19 protein-coding genes are annotated in these 23,521 nt (G+C 74.8%); 11 read left to right on the forward strand and 8 right to left on the reverse strand.

Annotated elements, in window-relative coordinates:
* Positions 1–158 precede the first annotated feature (158 nt).
* A complete protein-coding gene (locus KPF22_RS10740; protein WP_208825809.1) occupies positions 159–674 on the forward strand; it encodes a hypothetical protein in 516 nt (171 codons plus the stop codon).
* 9 nt (positions 675–683) lie between these two features.
* Here KPF22_RS10740 and KPF22_RS33070 read toward each other — a convergent pair whose 3' ends face one another.
* The gene (locus tag KPF22_RS33070; protein ID WP_208825807.1) at positions 684–1,907 is read right to left on the reverse strand and encodes a glycosyltransferase; all 1,224 of its coding nucleotides are present in this window, start codon (positions 1,905–1,907) and stop codon (positions 684–686) included.
* A gap of 39 nt (positions 1,908–1,946) precedes the next feature.
* Positions 1,947–2,390, reverse strand: a complete 444-nt coding sequence (locus KPF22_RS10750; protein WP_179762271.1) for an Lrp/AsnC family transcriptional regulator — start codon at positions 2,388–2,390, stop codon at positions 1,947–1,949.
* Positions 2,391–2,541: 151 nt separating this feature from the next.
* Between KPF22_RS10750 and KPF22_RS10755 the strand changes: the two genes are divergently transcribed.
* Positions 2,542–6,000: an indolepyruvate ferredoxin oxidoreductase family protein gene (locus KPF22_RS10755; RefSeq protein WP_224401942.1), complete on the forward strand. Its 3,459-nt coding sequence runs from the start codon at positions 2,542–2,544 to the stop codon at positions 5,998–6,000.
* 64 nt (positions 6,001–6,064) lie between these two features.
* Complete coding sequence (locus KPF22_RS10760) at positions 6,065–8,332, forward strand: transglycosylase domain-containing protein (protein ID WP_224401943.1); 2,268 nt, start codon at positions 6,065–6,067, stop codon at positions 8,330–8,332.
* 6 nt (positions 8,333–8,338) lie between these two features.
* Here the strand turns inward: KPF22_RS10760 and KPF22_RS10765 are convergent, their stop codons facing one another.
* Positions 8,339–8,854 (reverse strand): isochorismatase family protein, encoded by a 516-nt coding sequence (locus KPF22_RS10765; protein ID WP_224402411.1) that lies wholly within the window; start codon positions 8,852–8,854, stop codon positions 8,339–8,341.
* A 37-nt stretch (positions 8,855–8,891) separates the two neighbouring features.
* Positions 8,892–9,398 (reverse strand): MarR family winged helix-turn-helix transcriptional regulator, encoded by a 507-nt coding sequence (locus KPF22_RS10770; protein WP_224401944.1) that lies wholly within the window; start codon positions 9,396–9,398, stop codon positions 8,892–8,894.
* A 47-nt stretch (positions 9,399–9,445) separates the two neighbouring features.
* On the opposite strand from KPF22_RS10770, the gene KPF22_RS10775 reads away from it, so the two are divergent.
* Genes KPF22_RS10775 through KPF22_RS10790 form a run of 4 tightly spaced genes read left to right on the forward strand, consistent with a single transcriptional unit; the run spans position 9,446 to position 13,183 of the window.
* Positions 9,446–9,832 (forward strand): DUF5313 family protein, encoded by a 387-nt coding sequence (locus tag KPF22_RS10775; protein WP_224401945.1) that lies wholly within the window; start codon positions 9,446–9,448, stop codon positions 9,830–9,832.
* 26 nt (positions 9,833–9,858) lie between these two features.
* Entirely contained in the window at positions 9,859–11,736 is a 1,878-nt protein-coding gene (locus tag KPF22_RS10780; protein WP_224401946.1) for a helix-turn-helix domain-containing protein, read from the forward strand.
* Complete coding sequence (locus KPF22_RS10785; RefSeq protein ID WP_224401947.1) at positions 11,733–12,989, forward strand: aminotransferase class V-fold PLP-dependent enzyme; 1,257 nt, start codon at positions 11,733–11,735, stop codon at positions 12,987–12,989. The genes KPF22_RS10780 and KPF22_RS10785 overlap by 4 nt, the downstream gene beginning before the upstream one ends.
* Positions 12,986–13,183: a hypothetical protein gene (locus KPF22_RS10790; RefSeq protein ID WP_224401948.1), complete on the forward strand. Its 198-nt coding sequence runs from the start codon at positions 12,986–12,988 to the stop codon at positions 13,181–13,183. Before KPF22_RS10785 ends, KPF22_RS10790 begins: the two co-directional genes overlap by 4 nt.
* A 7-nt stretch (positions 13,184–13,190) precedes the next feature.
* Here the strand turns inward: KPF22_RS10790 and KPF22_RS10795 are convergent, their stop codons facing one another.
* Genes KPF22_RS10795 through KPF22_RS10810 form a run of 4 tightly spaced genes read right to left on the reverse strand, consistent with a single transcriptional unit; the run spans position 13,191 to position 17,660 of the window.
* On the reverse strand, positions 13,191–15,482 hold the full coding sequence (locus tag KPF22_RS10795) for a bifunctional salicylyl-CoA 5-hydroxylase/oxidoreductase (protein WP_224401949.1): 2,292 nt from the start codon (positions 15,480–15,482) through the stop codon (positions 13,191–13,193).
* Entirely contained in the window at positions 15,479–16,357 is an 879-nt protein-coding gene (locus KPF22_RS10800) for an acyl-CoA thioesterase II (RefSeq protein ID WP_208825771.1), read from the reverse strand. The genes KPF22_RS10795 and KPF22_RS10800 overlap by 4 nt, the downstream gene beginning before the upstream one ends.
* Positions 16,354–16,812, reverse strand: a complete 459-nt coding sequence (locus KPF22_RS10805; protein WP_208825768.1) for a cupin domain-containing protein — start codon at positions 16,810–16,812, stop codon at positions 16,354–16,356. The genes KPF22_RS10800 and KPF22_RS10805 overlap by 4 nt, the downstream gene beginning before the upstream one ends.
* Positions 16,809–17,660 carry a fumarylacetoacetate hydrolase family protein gene (locus KPF22_RS10810; protein WP_224401950.1) on the reverse strand — a complete coding sequence of 284 codons (852 nt, stop codon included), beginning with the start codon at positions 17,658–17,660 and terminating at the stop codon, positions 16,809–16,811. Before KPF22_RS10810 ends, KPF22_RS10805 begins: the two co-directional genes overlap by 4 nt.
* A 240-nt stretch (positions 17,661–17,900) precedes the next feature.
* Here KPF22_RS10810 and KPF22_RS33075 point away from each other — a divergent pair, with 240 nt between their 5' ends.
* The 4 genes from KPF22_RS33075 (at position 17,901) to KPF22_RS10830 (ending at position 23,520) form a co-directional block, all read left to right on the forward strand.
* A complete protein-coding gene (locus KPF22_RS33075) occupies positions 17,901–19,229 on the forward strand; it encodes a phenylacetate--CoA ligase family protein (protein WP_224401951.1) in 1,329 nt (442 codons plus the stop codon).
* Positions 19,230–19,267: 38 nt separating this feature from the next.
* On the forward strand, positions 19,268–19,528 hold the full coding sequence (locus KPF22_RS10820) for a hypothetical protein (RefSeq protein ID WP_224401952.1): 261 nt from the start codon (positions 19,268–19,270) through the stop codon (positions 19,526–19,528).
* A gap of 84 nt (positions 19,529–19,612) precedes the next feature.
* Positions 19,613–21,832, forward strand: a complete 2,220-nt coding sequence (locus tag KPF22_RS33080) for an indolepyruvate ferredoxin oxidoreductase subunit alpha (protein ID WP_224401953.1) — start codon at positions 19,613–19,615, stop codon at positions 21,830–21,832.
* Complete coding sequence (locus KPF22_RS10830) at positions 21,832–23,520, forward strand: indolepyruvate oxidoreductase subunit beta family protein (protein ID WP_224401954.1); 1,689 nt, start codon at positions 21,832–21,834, stop codon at positions 23,518–23,520. The genes KPF22_RS33080 and KPF22_RS10830 overlap by 1 nt, the downstream gene beginning before the upstream one ends.
* The last annotated feature ends 1 nt before the right edge of the window (position 23,521 follow it).

Genomic DNA, 23,521 nt, shown 5'->3' on the forward strand with positions numbered 1-23,521 from the left:
CCGACCGGGTCGGCCGGTCCGGTGCTGCCGGAACCGCCGGGCGGCGGGCTCGCCGACCGGCCCCCGGAGCCACCCCGTCGGTGGCGCCGCGGCCGGCGCGGTCGTGATGCAATGGCGGTCCCGACATCCCGGCACCGCAGTGACGACGAGGGAGCCGCATGAGCGCACCGCGTACGCCCGGCCCGGGCGCGCTGTCCCCGCAGGCGTCACCCGAGCTCGCCGACGAGCTCACCCGCATCGCATGGCGGGTCGACCGCTGGATCGACCCCGGCCCCGCCTCGGTCGTCGCCGGCGCGGGGGTCGCCGCCGTCGTCGCCGCCCTGCTCATGCCCTGGTCCACCCGCGGCGCCGGGTGGGAGGTCCTCGTCGGCCGGGCCGCGATGGGCCCGCTGCCGTGGCTGTTCACCGTGGTCGCGGTCGTCGCGGTGGGGGTGTCGGTGCTCGCCCTCCTGACCCGGTTCTGGCCGCTGGCCTGGACCGCGGCCGCCCTCACCGGCGTCGGCGCGATCACCGGGCTCTGGGCGGTGTGGTCGCGGCAGACGGCGGTCGCCGGCACCGACGACATCGGGCCGGGCCTGATCGTCACCGTGCTCGGGGTGCTCGTGCTGTTCGGCACCTGGGCGCGCACCGTCGTCGCCTGCGGGCCGCGCGCCCCGCACGGCCCGCCCGCCTGACCCGGCAGGTCAGGCCACGAGCGCGGGGACCCGACGCGCGGCCAGGTCCTCCAGGACACCGACGGCGTCCTCCACCGGCGGCAGCGCCAGCATCGCGCGCTGGGCCGAGCGCATCCGTGCGCGGACGTCGTCGTCGCCCAGGAGCCGGGCGCACGTCGCGGCGACCTCGGCGGCGTCGGGCGTGCAGTGCGCGCCCAGCCCGAGCTCGGCGATCCGGCGGGCGTTGTGCTCCTGGTCCCCGAACTGCGGCAGCACCGCCAGCGGGACGCCGTGCCGCACGGCCTCGCGGACGCCGTTGTAGCCGCCGTGGGTCAGGAACAGGTCCGCGACCTGCAGGAGCAGCGGCTGCGGCACCCACGGCGCGGGATGCACGTGTGCGGGCAGTGCCAGGTCGTCGACCGGAAGGCCGCCGGTGGACAGCACCACCTCGGCGTCGAGCCGGGACGCCGCCTCGGCCACCGTGCGCAGTGCGGCGTGCGGGTCGACGGGGGCGCGGCGCTCGGCACGCCCGGCCATCGCCGGCATCGCCGTCCCCAACCCCGCGACGACCAGCGGCCGGCTCCCGGGCAGCGCGCCGACCCAGCCGGGCAGCGTCTCTCCGCGGGAGACCTGGTCGTCCTGGCGGAACGCCCGCGCCGGCGCGATCTGCGGCCCCGCCAGCGAGAACTGCGGCGGCATGCAGTCCAGCCGCCCCCACCGGTGCAGCGCGGCCGGGTCGTCCGGGGCGGCGAAGCCGAGCTCGTCGCGACGCTCCGCCAGCGCGTCGGCCACGACGTCCGGCGAGAGGACGTTGCCCGCACCCGACGGCGCCGCCACGCACGGCACCCCCAGGTGCTCGGCCACCAGGAACCCCGCGGTCTCGCCGCCGTCGCGCAGCACCAGGTCCGGCGTCCCGTGCGACTCCACCAGCGCGAGCAGCGCCCGGGCCGAGCCCGTCACCTGCGGACCGGCGAACAGGGTGGGCAGCAGCGCCGTCGTCACCTCGGTCGCGGTCAGCGTCGCCAGCGCGGCGGGCCCACCGAGCCGGGCGAGGGCCGGGCCGAGGTGCTCGGCGGAGTCGGCCATCGTCGCGAACACCGGCTCGACCACGACCGGCGCACCGTCGAACACCCCCGCGATGTCGGGCGGGCACGCCACCACGACCCGGTGGCCCGCGTCGCCCAGCGCGCGGGCGAAGGGGAGCACGGCCCGGCCGTGCGAGGGGGAACCGGTGACACTGCAGAGGACGAGCACCCGATCATGATCGACCCGATCGTTGCGGTAAGCAAATGATCAGGTGCGGGTCCAGCGGCCCAGCACCATCAGCGTCCGGGTCCCGGTGACCGTGCCGTTGCGCCGCAGCCGGTCGATCACCTCCTGCAGGTGCGCGAGATCGCGGACCCGGACCTGCACCAGGGCGTCGAGGTCACCGGCCAGGGTGTAGACCGCCTGCACCTCCGGCTGGCGCGACGCCGAGTCGACGATCTCCGAGACGCTCGCGGTGCCGGCGTAGCGGATCTCGCTGAACGCCTCGACCGGCCAGCCCAGTCTGGCGTGGTCGACCTGCACGGTGAACCCGGTGATCACCCCGGACTCGCGCATCCGGTCGACCCGGCGCTTGGTCGCGGCGGTGGACAGCCCGACCCGCTCGGCCATGTCGGCGTAGGTGCGGCGCGCGTCCTCGTGCAGCAACCGCAGGATCGCATGGTCCAGGTCGTCGACCTCGGTCTCGGGCACGGCACCTCCAGCGCAACGGATCCACGGTCTCGTGGCCTGCTGACGGTATCCGTTGCGTATCCGCGGCGATCGCCACCGCAGGCATTGTGTCGGGGCCGTCGTCGCGCTGTCCTGGTGCGGACGCGCCGCCCGACTCGCCGAGGAGCCGAGAATGACCGTGCTGGACGACAAGTACCTCGCCGCCCACGGTCGGGCCCCGATGAGCGGGATCCAGGCGCTGGTCCGCCTCGTGCTCGAGCAGGCCCGCCTCGACACCGCCCGCGGGTTCGACACCGCCTCGTTCGTCTCCGGCTACCAGGGCTCCCCGCTCGGCACCTTCGACGCCGAGCTCGGCCGCGCCCGTGCCCACCTCGACGCCGGGCGCGTGGTCTTCCGGCCCGGGCTCAACGAGGAGCTCGCCGCCACCGCCGTCGCGGGCACCCAGCTGCTCGACGCCGTCCCCGGTCGCCGCCACGAGGGCGTCGTCGGCTGGTGGTACGGCAAGAACCCCGGCCTCGACCGGGCCGCCGACGCGATCCGGCACGGCAGCCTGGCCGGCACCGCCCGGCTCGGCGGCGCCGTCGCCGTCATCGGGGACGACCCGTCGTGCAAGTCCTCCACCGTGCCCAGCTCCTGCGAGCCGATGGCGCAGTCACTGGCGATGCCGCTGCTCGCGCCCGGCTCGGTGTCCGAGGTGATCGAGTTCGGGCTGCACGCCGTGGCGCTGTCCCGGGCCACCGGCCTCTGGACCGGCCTGAAGATCATCGCCGACGTCGCCGACGCGTCCTGCACCGTCGACCTCGGTGCGCTGCGCCCGGAACTGCTCGGCGTCCCCGCCCCGCCCGCCACCGACCGCGCGCAGTCCGGCCCGCTCGTCGGTCCCGCCGCCGTCGAGGCCGAGCACGACCAGCTCACCCGCAGGCTCGATCTGGCCCGCCAGTACGCCCGCGAGACCGGGCTCAACCGCGTCACCTTCACCTCCCGCGACCCGCACCTCGCCGTGCTCGCCTCGGGGACCGGCTACGCCACCGTGCTGCGGGCGTGCGAGGACCTGGGCCTGGGCGAGGCCGAGCTCGACGCGCTCGGGGTACGCCTGATCCGCCTCGCCATGCCGTTCCCGGTCGACGCCGACGCGCTCGCCGGGCTCGTCGGGGGCTGCGCCGAGGTGCTCGTCGTCGAGGACAAGGTGCCGTTCCTGGAGGGCCACCTGCGCGACGCGCTCTACGGACGCGACCACCGGCCCACGGTCACCGGCCGCCGCGACGAGCGCGGCCGCCCGCTGCTGTCCGCCCGCGGCCAGCTCGGCGCCGAGGACGTCGCCCGTGCCCTCGCCGCCCGGCTCACCGCCGCCGGGCGGATCCTGCCCGCCGCGGCGACCGCGCACCTGGAGCGCCTCGCACCGCCCAGGCCGTCGCGGATCGGGCTGGACCTGCTCGGGAACCGGACGCCGTACTTCTGCTCCGGCTGCCCGCACAACACCTCCACCCGCACCGGCGACGACACGCTCGTCGGGGTCGGGATCGGCTGCCACGCGATGATCGCCCTCGACGGCGAGCACCGCGGCCACCAGATCGGGCTGACGCAGATGGGCGGCGAGGGCGCCCAGTGGATCGGCCTGGCCCCGTTCACCGACGACCGCACCCTCGTCCAGAACCTCGGCGACGGCACCTTCCACCACTCCGGCTCGCTCGCGATCCGCGCCGCCGTCGCCGCCGGGGTCACCATGACCTACAAGCTGCTCTACAACGACGCCGTCGCCATGACCGGCGGGCAGCGCGCCGAGGGCCGGATGAACGTCCCCGACATCACGCGCTCGCTCGCCCTCGAGGGTGTGCGCCGGATCGTCGTCACCACCGACAGCCCGCGTGACTACCGCGGCATCGCCCTCGACCCGATCGCGAGCGTGCGTCACCGCGACGAGCTCTCCGCGGTCGAGGAGGAGCTGAAGGCCCTCGACGGCGTCACCGTCCTGATCCACGACGACCGCTGTGCCGCCGAGGAGCGCCGCCTGCGCAAGCGCGGGAAGCTGCCGGCCCCGGCCGAGAAGGTGCTGATCAACGAGCGGGTCTGCGAGGGCTGCGGTGACTGCGGCGAGGCGTCCACCTGCCTGTCGGTGCTGCCGGTGGAGACCGAGTTCGGTCGCAGGACCGCCATCCACCAGGCGTCCTGCAACACCGACTACTCCTGCCTGAAGGGCGACTGCCCGTCGTTCCTCACCGTGGTGCCCGGCACCCGGCCCCGCCGGGAGATCCCGGCGCTGCCGGTCACGCTCGTCGCCCCCGAGCCGCGGGTCGACCCGGACGCGACCCTGATCCGGATGCCCGGCATCGGCGGCACCGGTGTCGTCACCGCCTCGGCGATCCTGCAGATGGCCGCCCACCTCGACGGGCTCTTCGCCGCGGGGCTGGAGCAGGTCGGGCTCGCGCAGAAGGGCGGCCCGGTCGTCTCGGACGTCCGGATCTCCAAGCAGCCCCACCACGGGATCCTGCGCGCCTCCCGCGGCACCGCCGACGTGCTGATCGGCATGGACCTCGTCGGCACCGCCTCCGACGCGACACTCGCGGTCGCCCGGCCCGGACACACCGTCGCCGTCGTCAACACCTCGCTCGTACCGACCGCGGCCATGGTCACCGGCCGCGTCGTGCTGCCCGGCTCCACCGACGACGCCGTCGAGCGGATCGGCGTGGTCACCCGGGACCTGCTCGCCGTCGACGCACAGACGCTGTCCGAGGCGCTGTTCGACGACCACCTCCCGACCAACATGCTGCTGCTCGGTGCCGCCTACCAGCACGGGGTGCTCCCGGTGTCGGCCGAGGCGCTGGAGGAGGCGATCCGGGTCAACGGCGCGGCCGTGGAGACCACGCTGACGGCGTTCCGCTGGGGCCGGGCCGCCGCGATCGACGCCACCGCCGTGCACAGCGCGCTCGTCACGCCGCAGCCGGCCCCGGTCGCCGTCGACGAGGCGTCCGCGGCGCTGGCCCGCTCGGTCGCCGCGGGCACCGGGTTCACCGACCTGCTCGCCACCCGGATCGCCGACCTCACTGGCTACCAGGACGCCGCCTACGCCCACCGCTACGCCGAGGAGGTGCGCCGGGTCGCGGCCATCGCCGCCGCGCGGGCCGGGGACGCGGCCGGGGAGCGCGTCGGCGCCGCCTACGCCCGCGGCCTGCACCGGCTCATGGCCTACAAGGACGAGTACGAGGTCGCCCGGCTGCACCTGGACCCGGTGGAGACCGCCCGCCGCGACGCCGCGTTCGGGCCCGACGCCCGGGTGTCGGTGATGCTGCACCCGCCGGTGCTGCGCGCGCTGGGGATGAACCGCAAGATCGCTCTCGACGGACGGCTGGCCGCGCCCGCGTTCCGGGCACTGCGCGCGGCCCGGAGGCTGCGTGGCACCCCGCTGGACGTGTTCGGCCGGGCCGGGGTCCGCCGCGTGGAGCGTGAGCTGGTGGGGGAGTACCAGACGCTGGTCCGCGCGGCGCTCGACCACCTGGCACCCGACACCGTCGAGGCGGTGGTCGAGGTCGCCGGGACCGCGGAGCTGGTGCGCGGCTACGAGGACGTCAAGCTCGGCAACGTCGAGCGGTTCCGCGAGCAGGCCCGGGCCGCGCTCGATGCCCTGACCGGCTGACTCTCAGCGACTCGCGCGGGCGGGTCTCAGGCGCCCCTCAGCGTTGCGGCGCACAATCGCCGCCGTGGGGGAACGCGCGACGGCACGGCAGTGGCTCGACCGGATCCCGGGGGCGGCCCGCCTCCGGCGTCACGCCCGGGGTGGACACGGGAGTACCTGGGAGCGGGGCCGTCGCCGGGGCGGGGCGTCCGCGGCCGCGGGACGGCCGTGGCGCGCCCGGGTCGACGGCCGGACCGCGCGGCGGCTCGGCGCGGCGGTGCTGGCCGGGGGACTGGTGCTCGCCGGTTGCGCCGCACCGGCCGCGGCCGGCCTCGCCGCGGTCGCGTCCACCGTCCCGGACGGCGCCACCGGCGACCTCCCCGACGCCGCGACACTGCCGGCCGCGACCGTCCTCACCGACCGCGACGGCACCCCGATCGCCTACCTCGACGAGCAGTACCGGATCCCCGTGTCCTACGACCGGATCGCCCCGGCGATGGTCGCCGCGATCGTGGACGTCGAGGACCGCCGGTTCTTCGACGAGTCCGGGGTGGACCCCGTCGGCACCCTGCGCGCGCTGGTCACCGACGCCGCGGGCGGCGCGGTGCAGGGCGGCTCCACCATCACCCAGCAGTACGTGAAGAACTGGCTGATCGACGTCGTCGACCGCGACGACCCCGCCGCCCAGCGGGCCGACCACGCCGACACCCCCACCCGCAAGATCCGCGAGGCGGTGCTGGCCCAGCGCCTGGCGCACGGCACGTCCAAGCAGGACGTGCTCGCCGGGTACCTCAACACCGTCGAGTTCACCGGCAACGTCTACGGCGTCGAGGCCGCCGCGCGCGCCTGGTTCGGCACCGACGCCGCGCACCTCACGGTTCCGCAGGCCGCGCTGCTCGCGGGCGCGGTCAACAACCCCACCCTGTTCGACCCGTTCCGCCACCCGCAGGCCGCGACCGACCGGCGCAACACCGTGATCGCGGCCATGCGCGACGCCGGGTCGCTCACCCCCGCCCAGGCCGCTGAGGCCACCGCCGCGCCGCTCGGGGTGCGCGCCGGCGGGCCGCAGGTCCCGGGGCACAACTGCTACGGCGCCACCGACGGCGCCGGGTTCCTCTGCGAGTACGCGGTGTCCGAGCTGGAGCGGGCCGGGTTCACCGAGCAGCAGCTCGACACCGGCGGCTACACGATCCGCACCACCCTCGACCCGGCCGCGACGGCGTCGGCGCAGCAGGCGGTCGACACGAACGTGCCGCGCACCCAGGACGGCGTCGCCAACACCCTGGCGCTGATCCGGCCCGGCCACGGCGACGCCGCCACCGGCGACCACCAGATCCTCGCCATGGTCGCCAACCGGCGGCCCGGCACCGATGCCACGGCCGGCGACACCACCCGCGACCTCGTCGCCGCGCCGTCGAACGTCTTCGGCGCCGGGTCCACCTTCAAGATCTTCACCACCGCCGCGGCGCTGGAGGCGGGCACCGTCGGCTACGACAGCACGCTGCCCGACCCGGCCTCGGCGTGCTTCCCCGGCGCCGGGAGCAGCTGCTACCCCGTCGGCAACGACACGCCGGACTACCCGGACCCGATCCCGCTGCCCGTCGCGCTCGCGACCTCGCCGAACACCGCGTTCGTCGACCTGGAGGAGCGCACCGGCATCGCGAAGGTCGTCGACATGGCGCGCCGGCTCGGACTGCGCGACACGCTGGCGTCGAACGCGGCGGGCGGGACGCCGGACCCGTCGTCGCCGGACGCGCGGATCTCCCAGCCGCAGTCGGCCTTCTTCGCCGACCTGCCGTCGTTCACCCTCGGGGTCAGCCCGGTGTCCACCCTGGAGATGGCGAACGTGGCCGCGACCGTCCAGAGCGACGGCGTGTGGTGCGCCCCGGACGCCGTGCTGTCGGTGACGGACCGGGACGGCGCCGCGGTGCCGGTGAACCGGCCCGCCTGCGAGCAGGCCGTCGCCCCCGGGATCGCGCACACCCTGTCCGCCGGGCTCGGCGGGGACACCGTGTCCGGTACCTCGGCGGCCGCGGCGCGGGCCGCGGGCTGGACGCGGCCGACGATCGGCAAGACGGGTACGACCAACTCCTCGGAGTCGGTCGCGTTCGTCGGGGGCACCGGGGGGATCGACGGCGTCGCCGGGTCCTCGATGGTGTTCGCCGACGGCCCGAACCCGTCCGAGATCTGCCCCGGGGACCCCGTGCACCTGGGCGACTGCGGGCACGGCGCGTTCGGCGGGACCGTCGCGGCGCCGCCGTTCTTCGCCGCCGTCGAGCCGCTGGTCGCCGGGCGGGCCGACGTGCCGCTGCCCGACCCGGACCCGGCCTACCTGCAGCCCCGCAACGGGTGACCGGGACTACTTCAGCAGTTTCTGGACCTCGCGGAAGCGCGGGTGCGCGGCGTCGCGCAGCCACTCGAACAGCACCATCTCCGAGGTGACGATCTCGGCTCCGGCCGCGCGGGCGCGCTGCAGCGCCAGCTGCTCGTCCTCGACGAACCGTGAGCCGACCGCGTCGGCGACGAGCACCACCCGGCGGTCGTCGGCGAGCAGCTCCAGCACGGTCTGCAGCACGCAGACGTGCGCCTCCACCCCGGCGACGACGATCTCGCCGCGGCCGGGCGGGAACAGCACGTCGTCGTCGGCGGCGAAGCGGGTCTTGGGCATCACCAGGTGCGGCAGCCCGGCGAGCCGCTCGACGGTCGGGCCCAGCTTCTCCGGGACCTGTTCGGTGGCCAGCACGGGGACCTCGAGCAGGGTCGCGGCCTCGGCGAGCCGGGCGGCCCGGGCGACGACACGCTCGCCGTCGCGCATCGCGGGGACCAGGCGCTGCTGCAGGTCGACCAGCAGCAGGACGGCGTTGCCTGCGTTCATCAACACGCCTCCGACGGTACGGGCAACGCCGTCGCGGTCAGCTCCGCGACGCGTCGATCACCCGGTCCAGCACCGCCCGCAGCTCCTCCAGCTCGGGCAGCGGCATCCCGAGCCGCTCCACGATCGCCGGCGGGATCGCCTCGGCCCGCGCGCGCAGCGCCCGGCCCGGGTCGGTGAGGGAGACCGCCATCGTCCGCTCGTCGCCGGGGACCCGGCGGCGGTCGACCAGTCCGGCCGCCTCCAGGCGCTTGAGCAGCGGCGACAAGGTGCCCGGGTCGAGGGCGAGCGCGCGGGCCAGCTCGCCCAGCGAGCGGGGGGAGTGCTCCCACAGCGCGAGCATCACCAGGTACTGCGGGTGGGTCAGGCCCACCGGCTCGAGCAGCGGCCGGTAGAGCGCGATCACGTTGCGGGCCGCGACGGCGAGGGCGAAGCAGACCTGGCGGTCGAGCCGCAGCAGGTCCCCGCCGGTGTCGCCGTCGGTCGCGTCGCCGTCACCCGTGTCACCGTCACGCGTGTCACCCTCGTCCGGGGATGCGCTCGCCATGACGGACATCGTACATTGTTGGTGCACCAAGAATTGGGGGACCAACTGTGAACGAGCGGCCGAACCCACTGCGGTGGCTGGCCTACGTCTACGGCGCCGGGCTGCCCGCCCGGCACCGCGGCTGGGTGCTGCACGACGTCACGACCCGGACCTGGCAGCTGCGCCACCTCGTGCGCACCACCGTGCAGCTGCTGCCGGTCGGGGTGCTGCTGTACCTGCTCATCCCCGGCCCCGTGTACGTCCGGGCACTGTCGGTGCTGGCCGGGGCCATCCTCGGCTACTTCTACTCGGTGGCCTACATGTACGAGTCCGCCGAGCACCGCGTCGCGAAGGCCGGGTACCCGGTCGGGCACGCCGCGGCCGTGCGGGAGCAGGCCGACGCGGGGAATCGGGACGCGGCCCGGGAGCGCTACGAGCGGCGCTGGCGCGGCTGAGCCCGGACGCACGGCAGGATGGACGCGTGCGCACCGTCCTCGACCTGCTCCGGCTGCTGGCCGACCGGGCCGACGGCGGTGCCCGCGACGGTGAGCTGGACCGCGTCGTCGCGGAGCTGGCGGCCTCCGAGCCGGAGGCCGGCGCGCTGACCCTGCGGGTCCGGGCGGCGATGGACGCCGGGCGCCGCCGCGAGTCCGAGCTCGCCGCGCTGGTCGGCATCGCCCGCGACCTCGCCTCGGAGTCCGACCCCGGCTCGGTGCTGCAGGCGATCGTGCGCCGGGCCCGCGGGCTGCTCGGCACCGACGTCGCCTACCTGACCCTGCACGACCCCGAGCGCGGGGACACGTTCATGCGGGTCACCTCCGGGTCGGTCTCACACCGCTTCCAGTCGCTGCGGCTCCCGCTCGGGGCCGGGCTGGGCGGTCTCGTCGCGGCCAGCCGCACCCCGCACTGGACCGGTCGCTACGCGGGCGACGACCGCTACCGGCACACCGAGGAGATCGACACCGCGGTCGCCGAGGAGGGCATCGTCGGCATCTGCGGCACCCCGCTGCTGGTCGACGACGAGTTCGTCGGTGTCCTGTTCGCCGCCAACCGGTCCGCCCGGCCCTTCACCGCCGAGGACGTCGCCCTGCTCGGCTCGCTGGCCGCGCTCGCCGCGGTGTCGCTGGTGCAGACCCGCCGCCTCGCCGACACCGCCACCACGCTGCGCGAGCTGCGCGGTGCGCACGCCGCGATCGCCGAGGCCGCCGACGCCCACGACCGGTTCGCCGGGGTCGTCCTGGAGGGCGGCGACGTCGGCGACATCGCCGAGGCGCTCGGCAGGCTGCTCGGCGGGTGGGTCGCGGTGCTCGACGGCGACGGCGCCACCGCCGCGGCCCACGGCCCGGTCCCGCCCGGCCTGGACGCCCGCGCCGCGGCCCGCCGCGCCGGGGAGCGCGACGGCGGCGGTCGTCCGGTGCCGGTGCCGTGCGCCGGCGGCGTCTGGGTGACCGCGGTGATCGCCGGTGGTCAGCGTCTCGGGACGCTGCTGCTCGGCGGGCTCGGCGCCGGGGACCCCCTGACCCCCGGCCAGGTCCGCACCATGGAGCGGGCCGCGATGGTCACGGCGCTGGTGCAGCTGTTCGCCCAGCGCGCCGACGAGGCCGACCGGTCCGACCGCGCCGACGCCCTCACCGAGCTCCTCGCCGCGTCCGGGGCCCCGCGACCGACGACGCTGACCCGGCTCGCCGCGCTCGGGGTGTCGCCCCGGCGGCCGCACGTGCTGCTGGTCTGCCGCTGCCACCCCGCCCGGCGACGGGCGCTGGGCCGGGAGGCGGCCGCTCTGGGCGGCCGTTCCGGGCTGGTCGGGGAACGGGACGGCACGGTGGTCGTGCTGCTGCCGGGCACCGACCCGGCCGCGGCCGGTGCCCGGCTCGCGCGTCCGGCGTCGGAGCAGGACCCCGACGGGGCGGTGACGGTCGGCGGTGCCGGCCCGCTGCAGCCGGCCGACGGCGTGGACGCGGCGCTGGCCGAGGCCCGTCGCTCGGCGGAGGCGCTGGTCGCGCTGGACCGGGAGGGGGAGTGCGCGTCGGCGTCGGACCTCGGGTTCGCCGGGCTGCTGCTCGGCGGGCGCCCGGACGTCGCCGGGTACGTGCGCGGCATCCTCGGGCCCGTCGCCGAGCACGACGCGCGCCGCGGCAGCGAGCTGCTGCGCACCCTGGAGGCCTACTACGCCGCGGGTGCCAGCCCGACCCGGGCCGCGGCGGCACTGCACGTGCACGTGAACACCGTCGCGCAGCGGCTCGAGCGGGTCGCGTCGCTGCTGGGCCCGCGCTGGCAGGACCCGGACCACGGGCTGGAGCTGCAGCTCGCGTTGCGGCTGCACCGGCTGGGCACACCGCGACCGGAGGGGACACCGTGACCGACCGCAGCGCCGACCCGACCACCGACCTCGGCACCGACCTCGCGGCCGTCGCGGCGGGGCTCGACGCCGAGGACCCGCTCGCCGGGTACCGCGACCGGTTCCTGCCCGCCGACGGCGTCGTCGCCTATCTCGACGGGAACTCCCTCGGTCGTCCGCTGCGGGCGACGGCCGAGCGGATGGAGCGGTTCGTGCGCGCGGACTGGGGCACCCGGCTGATCCGCGGCTGGGACGAGGGCTGGGTCGACCGGCCGCGCAGCCTGGGGGACCGGATCGGGGCGGCCGCGCTCGGTGCCGCGCCGGGGCAGGTCGTCGTCGCCGACTCCACGACCGTGCTGCTCTACAAGCTGGCCCGGGCCGCCGTCGACCACCAGGCGGCGGCGGGGCGCCGCGAGATCGTCGTCGACACCGACAACTTCCCGACCGACCGCTACGTGCTCGAGGGCATCGCCGCCGAGCGCGGCGCGGTCCTGCGGTGGATCACCACCGACCCGGCCTCGGGCGTGACGCCCGAGCAGGTCGCGGCCGCCGTCGGGCCGGACACGGCGCTGGTGCTGCTGTCCCACGTCGCCTACCGCTCCGGGTTCCTCGCCGACGCGCCCGCGATCACCCGGACCGCCCACGACGCCGGCGCCCTGGTGCTCTGGGACCTGTCGCACTCGGTCGGGTCGGTCCCGGTCCGGCTCGACGCGTGGGGCGCCGATCTCGCCGTCGGCTGCGGCTACAAGTACCTGAACGGCGGCCCGGGCGCCCCGGCGTTCGGCTACCTCGCCGCCCGGCACACCACGACGCTGCGCCAGCCGATCACCGGCTGGTTCGGCCACCGCGCACCCTTCGCGATGGGGCCCGGCCACGAACCGGCGCCCGACGTGCGCGCCCTGCTCTCCGGCACCCCGCCGGTGCTGGCATCGGTGCCGCTGGAGTGCGGGGTGGAGCTGCTGGAGCAGGCCGGGATCGACGCCGTCCGCGCCAAGTCGGTGCGGCTCACCGGGTTCGCCCTCGACCTCGCCGACACCCTGCTCGCCCCGCACGGCGTCACCGTGGCCTCACCGCGCGACCCGGACCGCCGCGGCGGGCACGTCACGCTGCGCCGCGAGGACCTCGCCCAGGTCAACGCCCGGCTGTGGGAGCGGGGGGTCATCCCGGACTTCCGGGCCCCGGACGGCATCCGCATCGGGCTCGCGCCGCTGTCGACCTCGTTCGCCGAGGTCCTCGCCGGGATGACCGCGCTCGCCGAGGAGGTCGCCCGATGAGCGACGACGGCACGAACACCCGGCCGGTCGAGGACGGTGTGGTCCGCGAATTCGGTGAGAACCTGTCCTACGGCGGCTACCTCGACCTGGACCGGGTGCTGGGTTCGCAGCACCCCCGCAGCCGCCCCGAGCACCACGACGAGCTGCTGTTCATCGTCCACCACCAGCTCTACGCCGTGCGGACGGCGATGTGACGGGCCCTCACGGCACCTGCGCGCGCCGCCGCGCCGAGAGCCCGGACCGGTACTGCCGCGGTATCGCGTGCCCGCGGAAGTCCTGGTCCAGGGCTGCGTTCAGCGTCCAGTACGGGTCCACCAGGTGCGGCCGCGCGATCGCGCACAGGTCCGCCCGGCCGGACGCGATGATCGTGTTCGCGTCCTCCACGCTGGACACCGCGCCGACGGTGATCGTCGGGACGCCGGTCTCCTGACGGATCCGGTCCGCGAACGGCGTCTGGTAGAGCCGCCCGTAGGCCGGCTTCGCCTCGGTGCTGGTCTGGCCGGTGGAGACGTCGACGATGTCCGCGCCGTGCGCATGCAGCATCGGGGCCAGCGCGACCGCGTCGTCGCCGTCGAAACCGCCGTCGACCCAGTCGGTGGCGCTGATCCGGACGCCGACCGGCTTGTCGTCGGGCCACTCCGCGCGGACGGCGTCGAGGATCCGCAGGGCCAGGCGGGCCCGGTTCTCCAGCGGGCCGCCGTAGGAGTCGGTGCGCCGGTTCGACACCGGCGACAGGAAGCTCGACACCAGGTAGCCGTGCGCGAAGTGCAGCTCGACCAGGTCGAACCCGGCGGAGTCGGCGCGGCGGACCGCCTCGACGTGGTCGGCGACGACCCGGTCCAGGTCGGCCTCGGTCGCCTCGCGCGGGACGGCGCTGTCGGACCGGTAGGGCAGCGGCGAGGGCGCCAGGATCTCCCAGTTGCCGTCGTCGAGGGGCTCGTCGATGCCCTCCCACATGACCTTGGTCGAGCCCTTGCGCCCGGCGTGCCCGATCTGGGCGCCGATCCTCGCGTCGGTGTTCTCGTGCACGAACCGCACGACCCGGGCCCAGGCGTCGCGCTGGGCGTCGGTGTAGAGACCGGGGCAGCCGGGGGTGATCCGGCCGTCGGCGGAGGTGCAGATCATCTCGGTCATGACCAGGCCGGCGCCGCCCTGGGCGCGCCCGCCCAGGTGCACCAGGTGCCAGTCGGTCGGCACGCCGTCGACGGCGGAGTACTGCGCCATCGGCGAGACGACGATCCGGTTCGGCAGCGTCATGCCGCGCAGCCGGTAGGGGTGGAACATCGGCGGGGTGCCGGTCTCGACCTCGAGACCCAGGTCGCGGGTCCGGTCGGCGAGCCAGGCGTCGATCCGGCCGACGTAGCCGGCGTCGCGGAGCTTCAGGTTGTCGTAGGTGACCCGCTGCGAGCGCGTGAGCAGCTGGAACACGAACTGCCGGGGGTCCAGGTGCCGGTAGCGGCGGACGCCCTCGAACCACTCCAGGCTGGTCTGTGCGGAGCGCTGCAGCGATTCGACGACCGGCTTGCGGTCCTCCTGGTACGCCTTCAGCGCGGCCTCGACGGTCGGCTCCCGGTCGATCGCGCCGGCCAGGCCGATCGCGTCCTCCAGCGCGAGCTTGGTGCCCGAGCCGATGGAGAAGTGCGCGGTGTGCGCGGCGTCGCCGACGAGCGCGACGTTCCCGGCGCGCCAGGACTCGTTGCGCATCACACCGAAGGACAGCCAGCCGGAGTTGTTGCCGATCAGGCCGTGGCCGTCGAGCAGGTCGGCGAAGACCTCCTCGCAGAACCGCAGGGAGCGCTCGTCGTTCTCGCCCGGGCGCCGCTCGGCGGCGGCGAACTCGGCGAGCCCGGCGCGCTCCCAGGTGGCCTCGTCGGTCTCGACGATGAAGGTGGAGCGCTTCCCGTCGAAGGGGTAGATGTGCGCCCAGAACAGCCCGAACCGGGTCTCCACGAACTGGAAGGTGAAGCAGTCGAACGGACGGGTGGTCGCGAACCAGACGTAGCGGGCGGTGCGCCGGTCCAGGCTCGGCCGGAACTCCTCCGACAGGGCCTCGCGGATGCGGGAGTTGACGCCGTCGGCCGCGATGACCAGGTCGTTCTCGCGGCGCAGCGTGTCCAGATCGGGCGCCTCGGTGCAGTGGCGCACGTCCACGCCCAGCTCCGCGGCGCGCTCGCCGAGGATGCCGAGCAGCCGCTTGCGCTCCAGCGCGGCGAAGGCGTGCCCGTCGCTGCGCTCGCGGGCGCCGAGGACGTCGACGTCGATCGCCGACCAGTGCCGGAACTCCGCGGAGATGCGTTCGAGGGATTCCGGGTCGGCGGCCGAGATGTTGTCCAGGGTCTCTTCGGAGAACACGACGCCGAAGCCGAAGGTGTCGTCGGCGCGGTTGCGCTCGTAGACGACCACCTCGCGCGACGGGTCGGTCTTCTTCAGCAGGATGGCGGAGAACAGCCCGCCGGGGCCGCCGCCGACGGACGCGATGGAGTGGGCGCTCACGGGAGGTTCACCAGTCCTTCCTGGACGACCGAGGCCAGCGGGCGGCCGTCGGCGGAGTAGAGGCGGGCGGTGCCGAGCCCGGTGCCGCGGGTGGCGACCGGGGAGGTCTGGACCAGCGCGACCCACGAGTCCATGCGGCCGTCGTGGTGCCACCACATGGCGTGGTCGAGGCTGGCGGTGACGACGCCGTCGTCGGCCCAGGCGGCGCCGTGGCGGCGCAGGATCGGTTCCAGCAGCGTGTAGTCGCAGACGTAGGCCAGCGCGCTGCGGTGGATCGCCGGGTCGTCGGGCAGCCGCTCCCAGGCCCTCAGCCACACGGTCTGGCGGGCGACGCGCACACCGTCGTGGGTGGTGTAGAGCGCCGACGGGGCGTGCCGGATGTCGAAGGAGCGGTGGTACCGCCAGTACTCGGCGTCGCGGGTGTCCGCTCCGACCAGCACGTCGGCCGTGCTCGGCAGCTCGTCGGGGTCGCCCGCCTCCGGGGGCAGGGTGTCGGCGTGCTCGACGGCGCCGTCGACCGGCACCGCGAACTGCGCCATCGCCCGGAAGATCTCCTTGCCGCCCTGCAGGCCGCGGACCGCACGGTGGGAGAAGCCGCGGCCGTCGCGGACCCGCTCGACCTCCCAGCGGGTCGCGGTGTGGACGTCGCCGGCGCGCAGGAAGTAGCCGTGCAGGTTCGCGACGCGGCGGTCGTCGCCGACGGTGAGGGTCATGGCCCGCTCGGCCTGGGCGACGAGCTCGCCGCCGTAGGCGCGGCCCGACGGGATGACCTGGTGGTGGGCGAGGAACGCGTCGTCCCCGTCCTTGGTCAGGTCCAGCGCCGCGAGCAGCGGGGCGACGGACCTCTCGCTGGTGGAGGGCATCGGAGTGGTCATGCGCGGCGGTACCCCTCGAGGCTCGCGTCGTCGACCTCGGGGAGGTTGACGACGATGTTGTCCGGCGTCCGGCAGGTCAGCCACACCAGTTCCTCGGTGGTCGACATGTTGCCCTCGACGTGCGGCATGAACGGCGGGACGAACACGAAGTCGCCTTGCGCCATCTCGATCCACTGCGCGTAGTCCTCGCCGAACCAGATCCGGCCGGTGCCCGACAGCACGTAGCCGCCGGTCTCGGCCTCACCGTGGTGGTGCGGCAACGAGCGGTAGCCCGGCTCGTTGGAGACCCGGCCGAACCAGATCCGCGTGGCCGGGGTGTGCTGCGGCGACACGCCCGAGACGCGGACGCAGCCACCGGACTGGCCGGTGCCGGTGTCCTCGGACCCGGCGCGGGTCACGACGGGCACGGCGGACCAGGCGAGCTCGGTGCCGTCCTGCTTGCTCTGCTCACTCATGCGCACTCCTCGAACTCGATGCGGATCGGTGTGGTCAGGACGCCGACGCCCTGCAGCGACACCTCGACGACGTCGCCGTCGGCGAGGAAGCGGGGCGGGCTCGTCGCGGCGCCCACCCCGGCGGGGGTTCCGGTGAGCACGACGTCGCCGGGGGACAGACGGGTGAACGCCGAGATGTAGGCGAGCAGCGCGGGCGCGTCGAACACCAGGTCCGCGGTGTCGCCGGACTGCACGACCTCGCCGTTGACCCGGCAGGTCAGTGCGAGCCCGGCGGCGGGGTCCAGCTCGTCGGGGGTGACGAGGACCGGGCCGAGCGGGGTGGTCGCGTCGAACGCCTTGCCCGGGAGCCACTGCCCGGTGTGGTGCTGCCAGGTGCGCACCGACAGGTCGTTCGCCGTGGTGTACCCGGCGACGCCGGCCGACGCCTCGTCCCGCGTCGCCCGGTGCAGCGGGGCGCCCACGACGACGGCGAGCTCGGCCTCCCAGTCCGGACGCCCCGCCCAGTCCGGCAGCGTCACGGTGTCGGCGGGGCCGGTGAGGGTGTCGGCGAACTTGGTGAACAGGGTCGGGTGCTCGGGCAGGTCCCGGCCCATCTCGCGGATGTGCCCCGCGTAGTTGTGCCCGCAGCAGACGATCTTCGACGGCCGGGGGACGACCGGGGCGAGGCCGCCGGCGGGGGTGGCGGGACCCTCCGCGGGGGACGGGGCGGCGACCGCGCGGGCCGTCCGGAGACCGTCCGGGTCGCGGAGCAGGTCGCCGACGTCGGAGTGGGGGAGCACCGCCCACTCCGCTCCGGCGGCGACGGCGGCGACGGTCCCGTCGCCCGACCGCAGGGTCGCCAGACGCATCCCGACCTCCTGATGTGTCGTGTCCTTGACGGCAAACACTGAAACACGATGAACGCAGCCTGGGCAAGCGCGGCCGCGCGATCTGCGTCAGGCGGACAGTGGTCGCGTTTCGTGGCCATGACGTGCCGATCTCGGCTGTGGCCGGAGCATATGTGGGGGTTGCCTGCTCCCGGCGTCGCATGCTCTGATGACTGTCGTCACGTCAGCGACATACGGCTTGAGCCGGGAGAAGGGGACGCCGTGACCGACCAGCCGTTCTGGAACCCCAAGACCGAGCTCATGCCGCGCGCGGACCTGGTCGAGCTGCAGCTCGCGAAGCTGCGCCGGGTCCTGGCCTGGGCGAAGGACCGCAGCCCGCACTACCGGCGCACCCTCGCCGGCGTCGACCCGGACCGGATCCGCACCCGCGACGACCTCGCCCGCATCCCGTTCCTCACCCGCGAGGAGTGGATGGCCTCGCAGGAGGCGCACCCGCCGTTCGGCGAGCTGCCGGTCACCGGCGCCCACGACGCGATCCGGCTGCACACCACCTCCGGCACCTCCGGGCGCACCCCGCTGCGTGCGCTGGACTCCCGCAAGGACTGGTCCTGGGCGGCGGAGATGTGGTGCTACGCGCTCTGGGGCGCCGGGGTCCGCCCGCACGAGGTCGGCTACGTCGCGTTCGGCTACGGCTCGTTCATCGGGTTCTGGGGCCTGCACAACGGGCTGGAGAAGATCGGGGCGCTGACCATCCCGGGCGGCGCGCAGTCCACCGCCCAACGGGTGCGCCAGATCCACGACTTCGGAGCGACCGTCGTCGCGTCCACCCCGACCTACGCGCTGCGCCTGGCCGCCGAGGCCGAGGAGCTGGGCATCGACCTGGTGAACGGCCCGGTCCGCCGCGTGATCCTCTCCGGTGAGCCCGCCGGGTCCATCCCGGAGACCAAGGCGCTCATCGAGCGGAAGTGGGGTGCGGCGGCCTACGACACCGCGGGCATGACCGAGGTGTCGACGATCGTCATGTTCACCCCGGCCGAGCAGCCCGGCGGCTGTCACGTCATCGAGGACCACCTCCTGGAGGAGGTGATCGACCCGGAGACCGGGCGTGAGGTCGGCTACGGCGAGCGCGGCGAGCGGGTCTGCACCTCCTTCGGGCGCTCGACCACCCCGCTGCTGCGCTACCGCACCGCCGACCTGGTCGTGAAGGTCCCCGGCTCCCGGACGACGTCCGGCCGCACCTGGGACCTCTACGAGGGCGGGATCATCGGCCGGGTCGACGACATGAAGCTCGTCCGCGGCACGAACGTCTACCCGGGCGCCGTCGAGGCGATCGTCCGGGGCTTCGACGGGATCGAGGAGTTCCAGATCCGCATCTCCCGCCCCGGCGACCGCGACGAGATCGAGCTGCTGCTGGAGCCTGCGGCGACCGTCGACGACACCGGGTGGGACCTGCTGTCCGGGCGGGTCGCCGCCGAGCTGGCGGACTCCCACGAGGGCCTGCGCTTCCACGTCCGCCGCGCCGCGACCGGTGAGCTGCCCCGCTTCGAGCTGAAGGCCAAGCGGCTCACCGACCTGCGTCCGGCCGTCTGACCGGGCCCGCCGCCGACCCGACCCGCGAGGAGCCCGCCATGAGCACGACCACCACCACGACCACCGCGCCGCCCGCCCCGCGCGCCGCCGCCGACCGGGCGACGGACCTGCTCGGTGCCCCGCTCGACGACGCCGAGCAGGCCCTGCTCGACGTCTACGACCGGATCGTCGCCGCGCTGCGCCGCGACGACCTGCCGCCCTGCGTGGCGGCGAACCTGCGCGCCGCGCTCGCCCCGGTCGCCGTCGCCGTCACCGACCTCGGCCTGCGCTTCGAGCACCTGACCGACCTGGGTGTGTAGTCGCGCGGTGCGCTCCGCGCAGCGCCGATCGGACAGCGACCACGCCCACGGGATAGGCGCCACGCGATCCGGTGCCTAGCGTCGGTGCCGACGACCACCTCCCACCACCACGACCACCACGACGAGAGGACGGCCATGGCCGAACGGTCCTTCGCCGCCGAGGTGCAGAAGCTGCGCGCCGGGGCCGGCGAGACACTGCACGTCGAAGGCATCCTGGCCGTGACGAAGGCGCTGCTGCAGTCCGGCGTCGCCTACGTCGGCGGCTACCAGGGCGCGCCGATCTCGCACCTCATGGACGTCCTCGGCGACGCCCGCGAGATCCTCGACGAGCTCGACGTCCGGTTCGAGAACTCCGCCTCCGAGGCGACGGCCGCGGCCATGCTGGCGGCGTCGGTGCACCACCCGCTGCGCGGCGCGATCACCTTCAAGTCCCCGGTCGGCACGAACGTCGCCTCCGACGCACTGGCCAACCTCGCCTCCGGCGGGGTCACCGGCGGCGCGCTGGTGATCCTCGGCGAGGACTACGGCGAGGGCTCCTCGATCATGCAGGAGCGGGTGCACGCGTTCGCGATGAAGTCGCAGATGTGGCTGCTCGACCCGCGCGCCGACACCACCGCGATCGTGAACGCGGTCGAGTCCGGGTTCGCGCTGTCCGAGGCGTCACACACCCCGGTGTTCCTGGAGCTGCGGCTGCGGTCCTGCCACCTGCACGGCGGGTTCGTCGCCAAGGACAACGTGCGGCCGCCGATGACCGTCGCCCAGGCCGCGGACGCCCCGCGGCGCAGCGTCGACCGGATCGTGCTGCCGCCCGCGTCGTTCGCCCACGAGCGCGAGAAGCTGCAGGACCGCTGGCCCCGGGCGGTGGAGTTCATCCGCGAGCACGGTCTCAACGAGCTGTTCCCGGGCGACGGCACCGCCTCCGACGTGGGCATCATCGTCCAGGGCGGGCTGTACAACACGCTGAACCGGTCGATGGAGCTGCTCGGTGCCTCCGACACGCTCGGCCGCACCCGCGTCCCGACCTACGTCATGAACGTGACCTACCCGGTCGTCGACTCCGAGATCGTCGAGTTCTGCTCCGGCAAGCGTGCGGTGATCATGGTCGAGGAGGGTCAGCCCGACTACATCGAGCAGAACCTGCACGCGATCCTGCGCCGCGCCGACGTCCCGACGGTGCTGCACGGCAAGGACATGCTGGCCGCGGGCGGCGAGTACACCGCCCAGGTCGTCACCCGCGGCCTGGAGCAGTTCCTCGGCAAGTACGCCCCCGACGTCGTCACCCACCGGCCGTCGCTGCTGCGCGACCCGGCCGATCCGGCGAGCCCGTTCGCGCCGCGGGTCGCCGCCGAGGTCGTGCGCCCGCGCCCGCCGGGCCTGTGCACCGGCTGCCCGGAGCGCCCGATCTTCTCCGGCCTCAAGCTGGCCGAGCGCGAGACCGGGCAGCACCAGATCTCCGCGGACATCGGCTGCCACCTGTTCGCCATCAACGCCCCGTTCGACCTGGGTGCGACGACGATGGGCTACGGCATGGGCGCCGCGGGCTCGGCCGCGCTGGCCGGCGGCGGTGCCGAGAAGCGACCGGTGTCGATCATGGGCGACGGCGGGTTCTGGCACAACGGGCTCGTGTCGGGCGTCGGGAACGCCGTGTTCAACAAGTCCGACCAGGTCATGGTGGTCGTCGACAACGACTACGCCGCCGCCACCGGCGGGCAGGACGTGCTGTCCAGCCACGCCGACTCCGAGCGCCGCTCGACCAGGCACCCGATCGAGACGGCCGCGCGTGGTCTCGGCATCACCAACGCCACCACGATCGACCACACCTACGACGTCGCCAAGGTCCGCGACACCTTCCTGAAGGCGTTCCGCCGCAAGGAACGCGGCCCCGAGCTGCTGGTGATGCAGTCGGAGTGCCAGCTCAACCGGCAGCGCCGCGTGAAGAAGGACCGCGCCGCGAAGCTGAAGCGCGGCGAGCGCGTCGTGCGGGAGCGGTTCGGCGTCGACCTGGAGACCTGCACCGGTGACCACGCCTGCATCCGGATCTCCGGCTGCCCGTCGCTGACGATCACCGACAACCCGGACCCGCTGCGCACCGACCCGATCGCGACCGTGCTCGACTCCTGCGTCGGGTGCGGGGTGTGCGGCAACAACGCCCACGCGGCGGTGCTGTGCCCGTCGTTCTACCGCACCGACGTCGTCGACAACCCCACGGCCGGGGAGCGGGTCCGCGCCCGCCTCCGGTCCTGGTGGATCACCCTCGTCGGGCGCGGCCTCGATCGCCGCGCCGCCCGGATGGAGGCAGCCTGATGCCCACCGTGATGCCCGCACCGGCGGGTCCCACCGGGTCCTGGTACACCGGGAGCCGCCCGATCACGCTCGCGATCCTCGCGATGGGCGGCGAGGGCGGCGGGGTGCTCGCCGACTGGGTCGTCGCCGTCGCCGAGGCCGCCGGCTACCACGCGCAGACCACCTCGGTCGCCGGCGTCGCCCAGCGGACCGGGGCGACCGTCTACTACGCCGAGCTGCACCCCCCGGTGCCCGGGACCGACTCGGCCGACGGCGCGGGCCGGGCCGAGCCGGTGCTGTCGGTGTTCCCGACGCCCGGCGAGGTCGACGTCGTCGTGGCCTCGGAGCTGATGGAGTGCGGCCGCGCGGTCCAGCGCGGCTTCGCCACCCCCGACCGCACCACGCTGATCACCTCGACCAACCGCGTCTACTCCATCGACGAGAAGATGCACCTCGGCGACGGTCGCGTCGACTCCGCCGAGCTGGTCGCCGCCGCGGGCCGCGCCGCGCAGCACCTGGTCGCCGCGGACTTCGCCGCGATCGCCGAGGAGCACCGCAGCGTGATCTCCGCGGCGTTGTTCGGGGCGCTCGCCGGGTCCGGGGCACTGCCCTTCTCCCGGGACCGCTTCGAGCAGGCGATCCGCGACGCCGGCAAGGGCGTCGAGCCGAGCCTGGCCGCGTTCGCGGGCGGGTTCGACGCGGCCACCGCCGCGCTCGCCCCCGCCCCGCCCGCGCCCCGCGCGCCGGCGACGGTCGACATCGCGATCGGTCCGCGGCCCGTCTCCGCCGAGGAGCGCAAGGAGCGTGAGGAGGCGCGGCGCAACGACATCGCCGCGACCGACCCGGAGTCACTGGTGGGCGAGGACCTGCGCCCGCTCGCCCGCACCGTCGCCGACCTCCCGGCCGCGGCGCGTTCCACGGTCCTGCACGGCCTCGTGCGGACCGGCGTCTACCAGGACCTCGACTACGCCGCCCGCTACCTCGAGCGGGTCCGCGCGTTCGCCGCCGTCGACCCCGACCCGTTCGGCGACGCCCGCCTCACCACCGAGGCGGCCCGGCACCTGGCGCTGTGGATGTGCTACCAGGACACGATCCACGTCGCGCTGCAGAAGACCCGCGCGCGGCGGCTCGAGCGGGTCCGCGACGAGGCCGGGGTGACCTCGGCGCAGCTGTCCCGGGTGCGCGAGTACCTGCACCCGCAGGCCGAGGAGATCACCGACACGCTGCCGTACCGGCTCGGGAAGGTGCTGCGCCGCTCGAGGGCGTTCACCCGCGCCGTCGACCGGGTCACCCGCGAGGGCATGGTCCTCGACACCACCTCGGTGACCGGCTACGCGATGCTCGCGACGATGGCGCGGATGCGGCCGCTGCGGCCGCGGTCGCTGCGGTTCGTCGAGGAGCAGAAGGCGATCGAGGCCTGGACCGCGCTCGCGCTCGACACCGTCGCCGCCGACGCGGACCTCGCCGTGGAGATCCTCGTCTGCCAGAAGGTCCTCAAGGGCTACGGCGAGACCTACGCCCACGGCAACGACAGCTTCGCCCTGCTCAACCAGGCGGCACGGCAGCTGCGCGGCCGTACCGACGCCGCCGCGGTGCTCGCCCGGCTGCGTTCCGCGGCCCTGGCCGACGAGGACGGCGCCGCCCTGCGGCAGCAGCTGTCCGGGGCCGGCCTGCCCACCACCGTTCCGTCGAGGAAGAGGAAGCACTGAC

This window comes from Pseudonocardia sp. ICBG1034 (assembly GCF_020131375.1).
GTDB lineage: Bacteria > Actinomycetota > Actinomycetes > Mycobacteriales > Pseudonocardiaceae > Pseudonocardia > Pseudonocardia alni.

Coding starts and splice junctions, on each gene's coding strand:
- KPF22_RS10770 (WP_224401944.1), bottom strand. CDS start 9,398: ATGGCGAGCGCATCCCCGGACGAGGGTGACACGCGTGACGGTGACACG.
- KPF22_RS10810 (WP_224401950.1), bottom strand. CDS start 17,660: ATGCGTCTGGCGACCCTGCGGTCGGGCGACGGGACCGTCGCCGCCGTC.
- KPF22_RS10755 (WP_224401942.1), top strand. CDS start 2,542: ATGACCGTGCTGGACGACAAGTACCTCGCCGCCCACGGTCGGGCCCCG.
- KPF22_RS10830 (WP_224401954.1), top strand. CDS start 21,832: ATGCCCACCGTGATGCCCGCACCGGCGGGTCCCACCGGGTCCTGGTAC.
- KPF22_RS10765 (WP_224402411.1), bottom strand. CDS start 8,854: ATGAACGCAGGCAACGCCGTCCTGCTGCTGGTCGACCTGCAGCAGCGC.
- KPF22_RS10800 (WP_208825771.1), bottom strand. CDS start 16,357: ATGACCACTCCGATGCCCTCCACCAGCGAGAGGTCCGTCGCCCCGCTG.
- KPF22_RS10740 (WP_208825809.1), top strand. CDS start 159: ATGAGCGCACCGCGTACGCCCGGCCCGGGCGCGCTGTCCCCGCAGGCG.
- KPF22_RS10805 (WP_208825768.1), bottom strand. CDS start 16,812: ATGAGTGAGCAGAGCAAGCAGGACGGCACCGAGCTCGCCTGGTCCGCC.
- KPF22_RS10790 (WP_224401948.1), top strand. CDS start 12,986: ATGAGCGACGACGGCACGAACACCCGGCCGGTCGAGGACGGTGTGGTC.
- KPF22_RS10820 (WP_224401952.1), top strand. CDS start 19,268: ATGAGCACGACCACCACCACGACCACCGCGCCGCCCGCCCCGCGCGCC.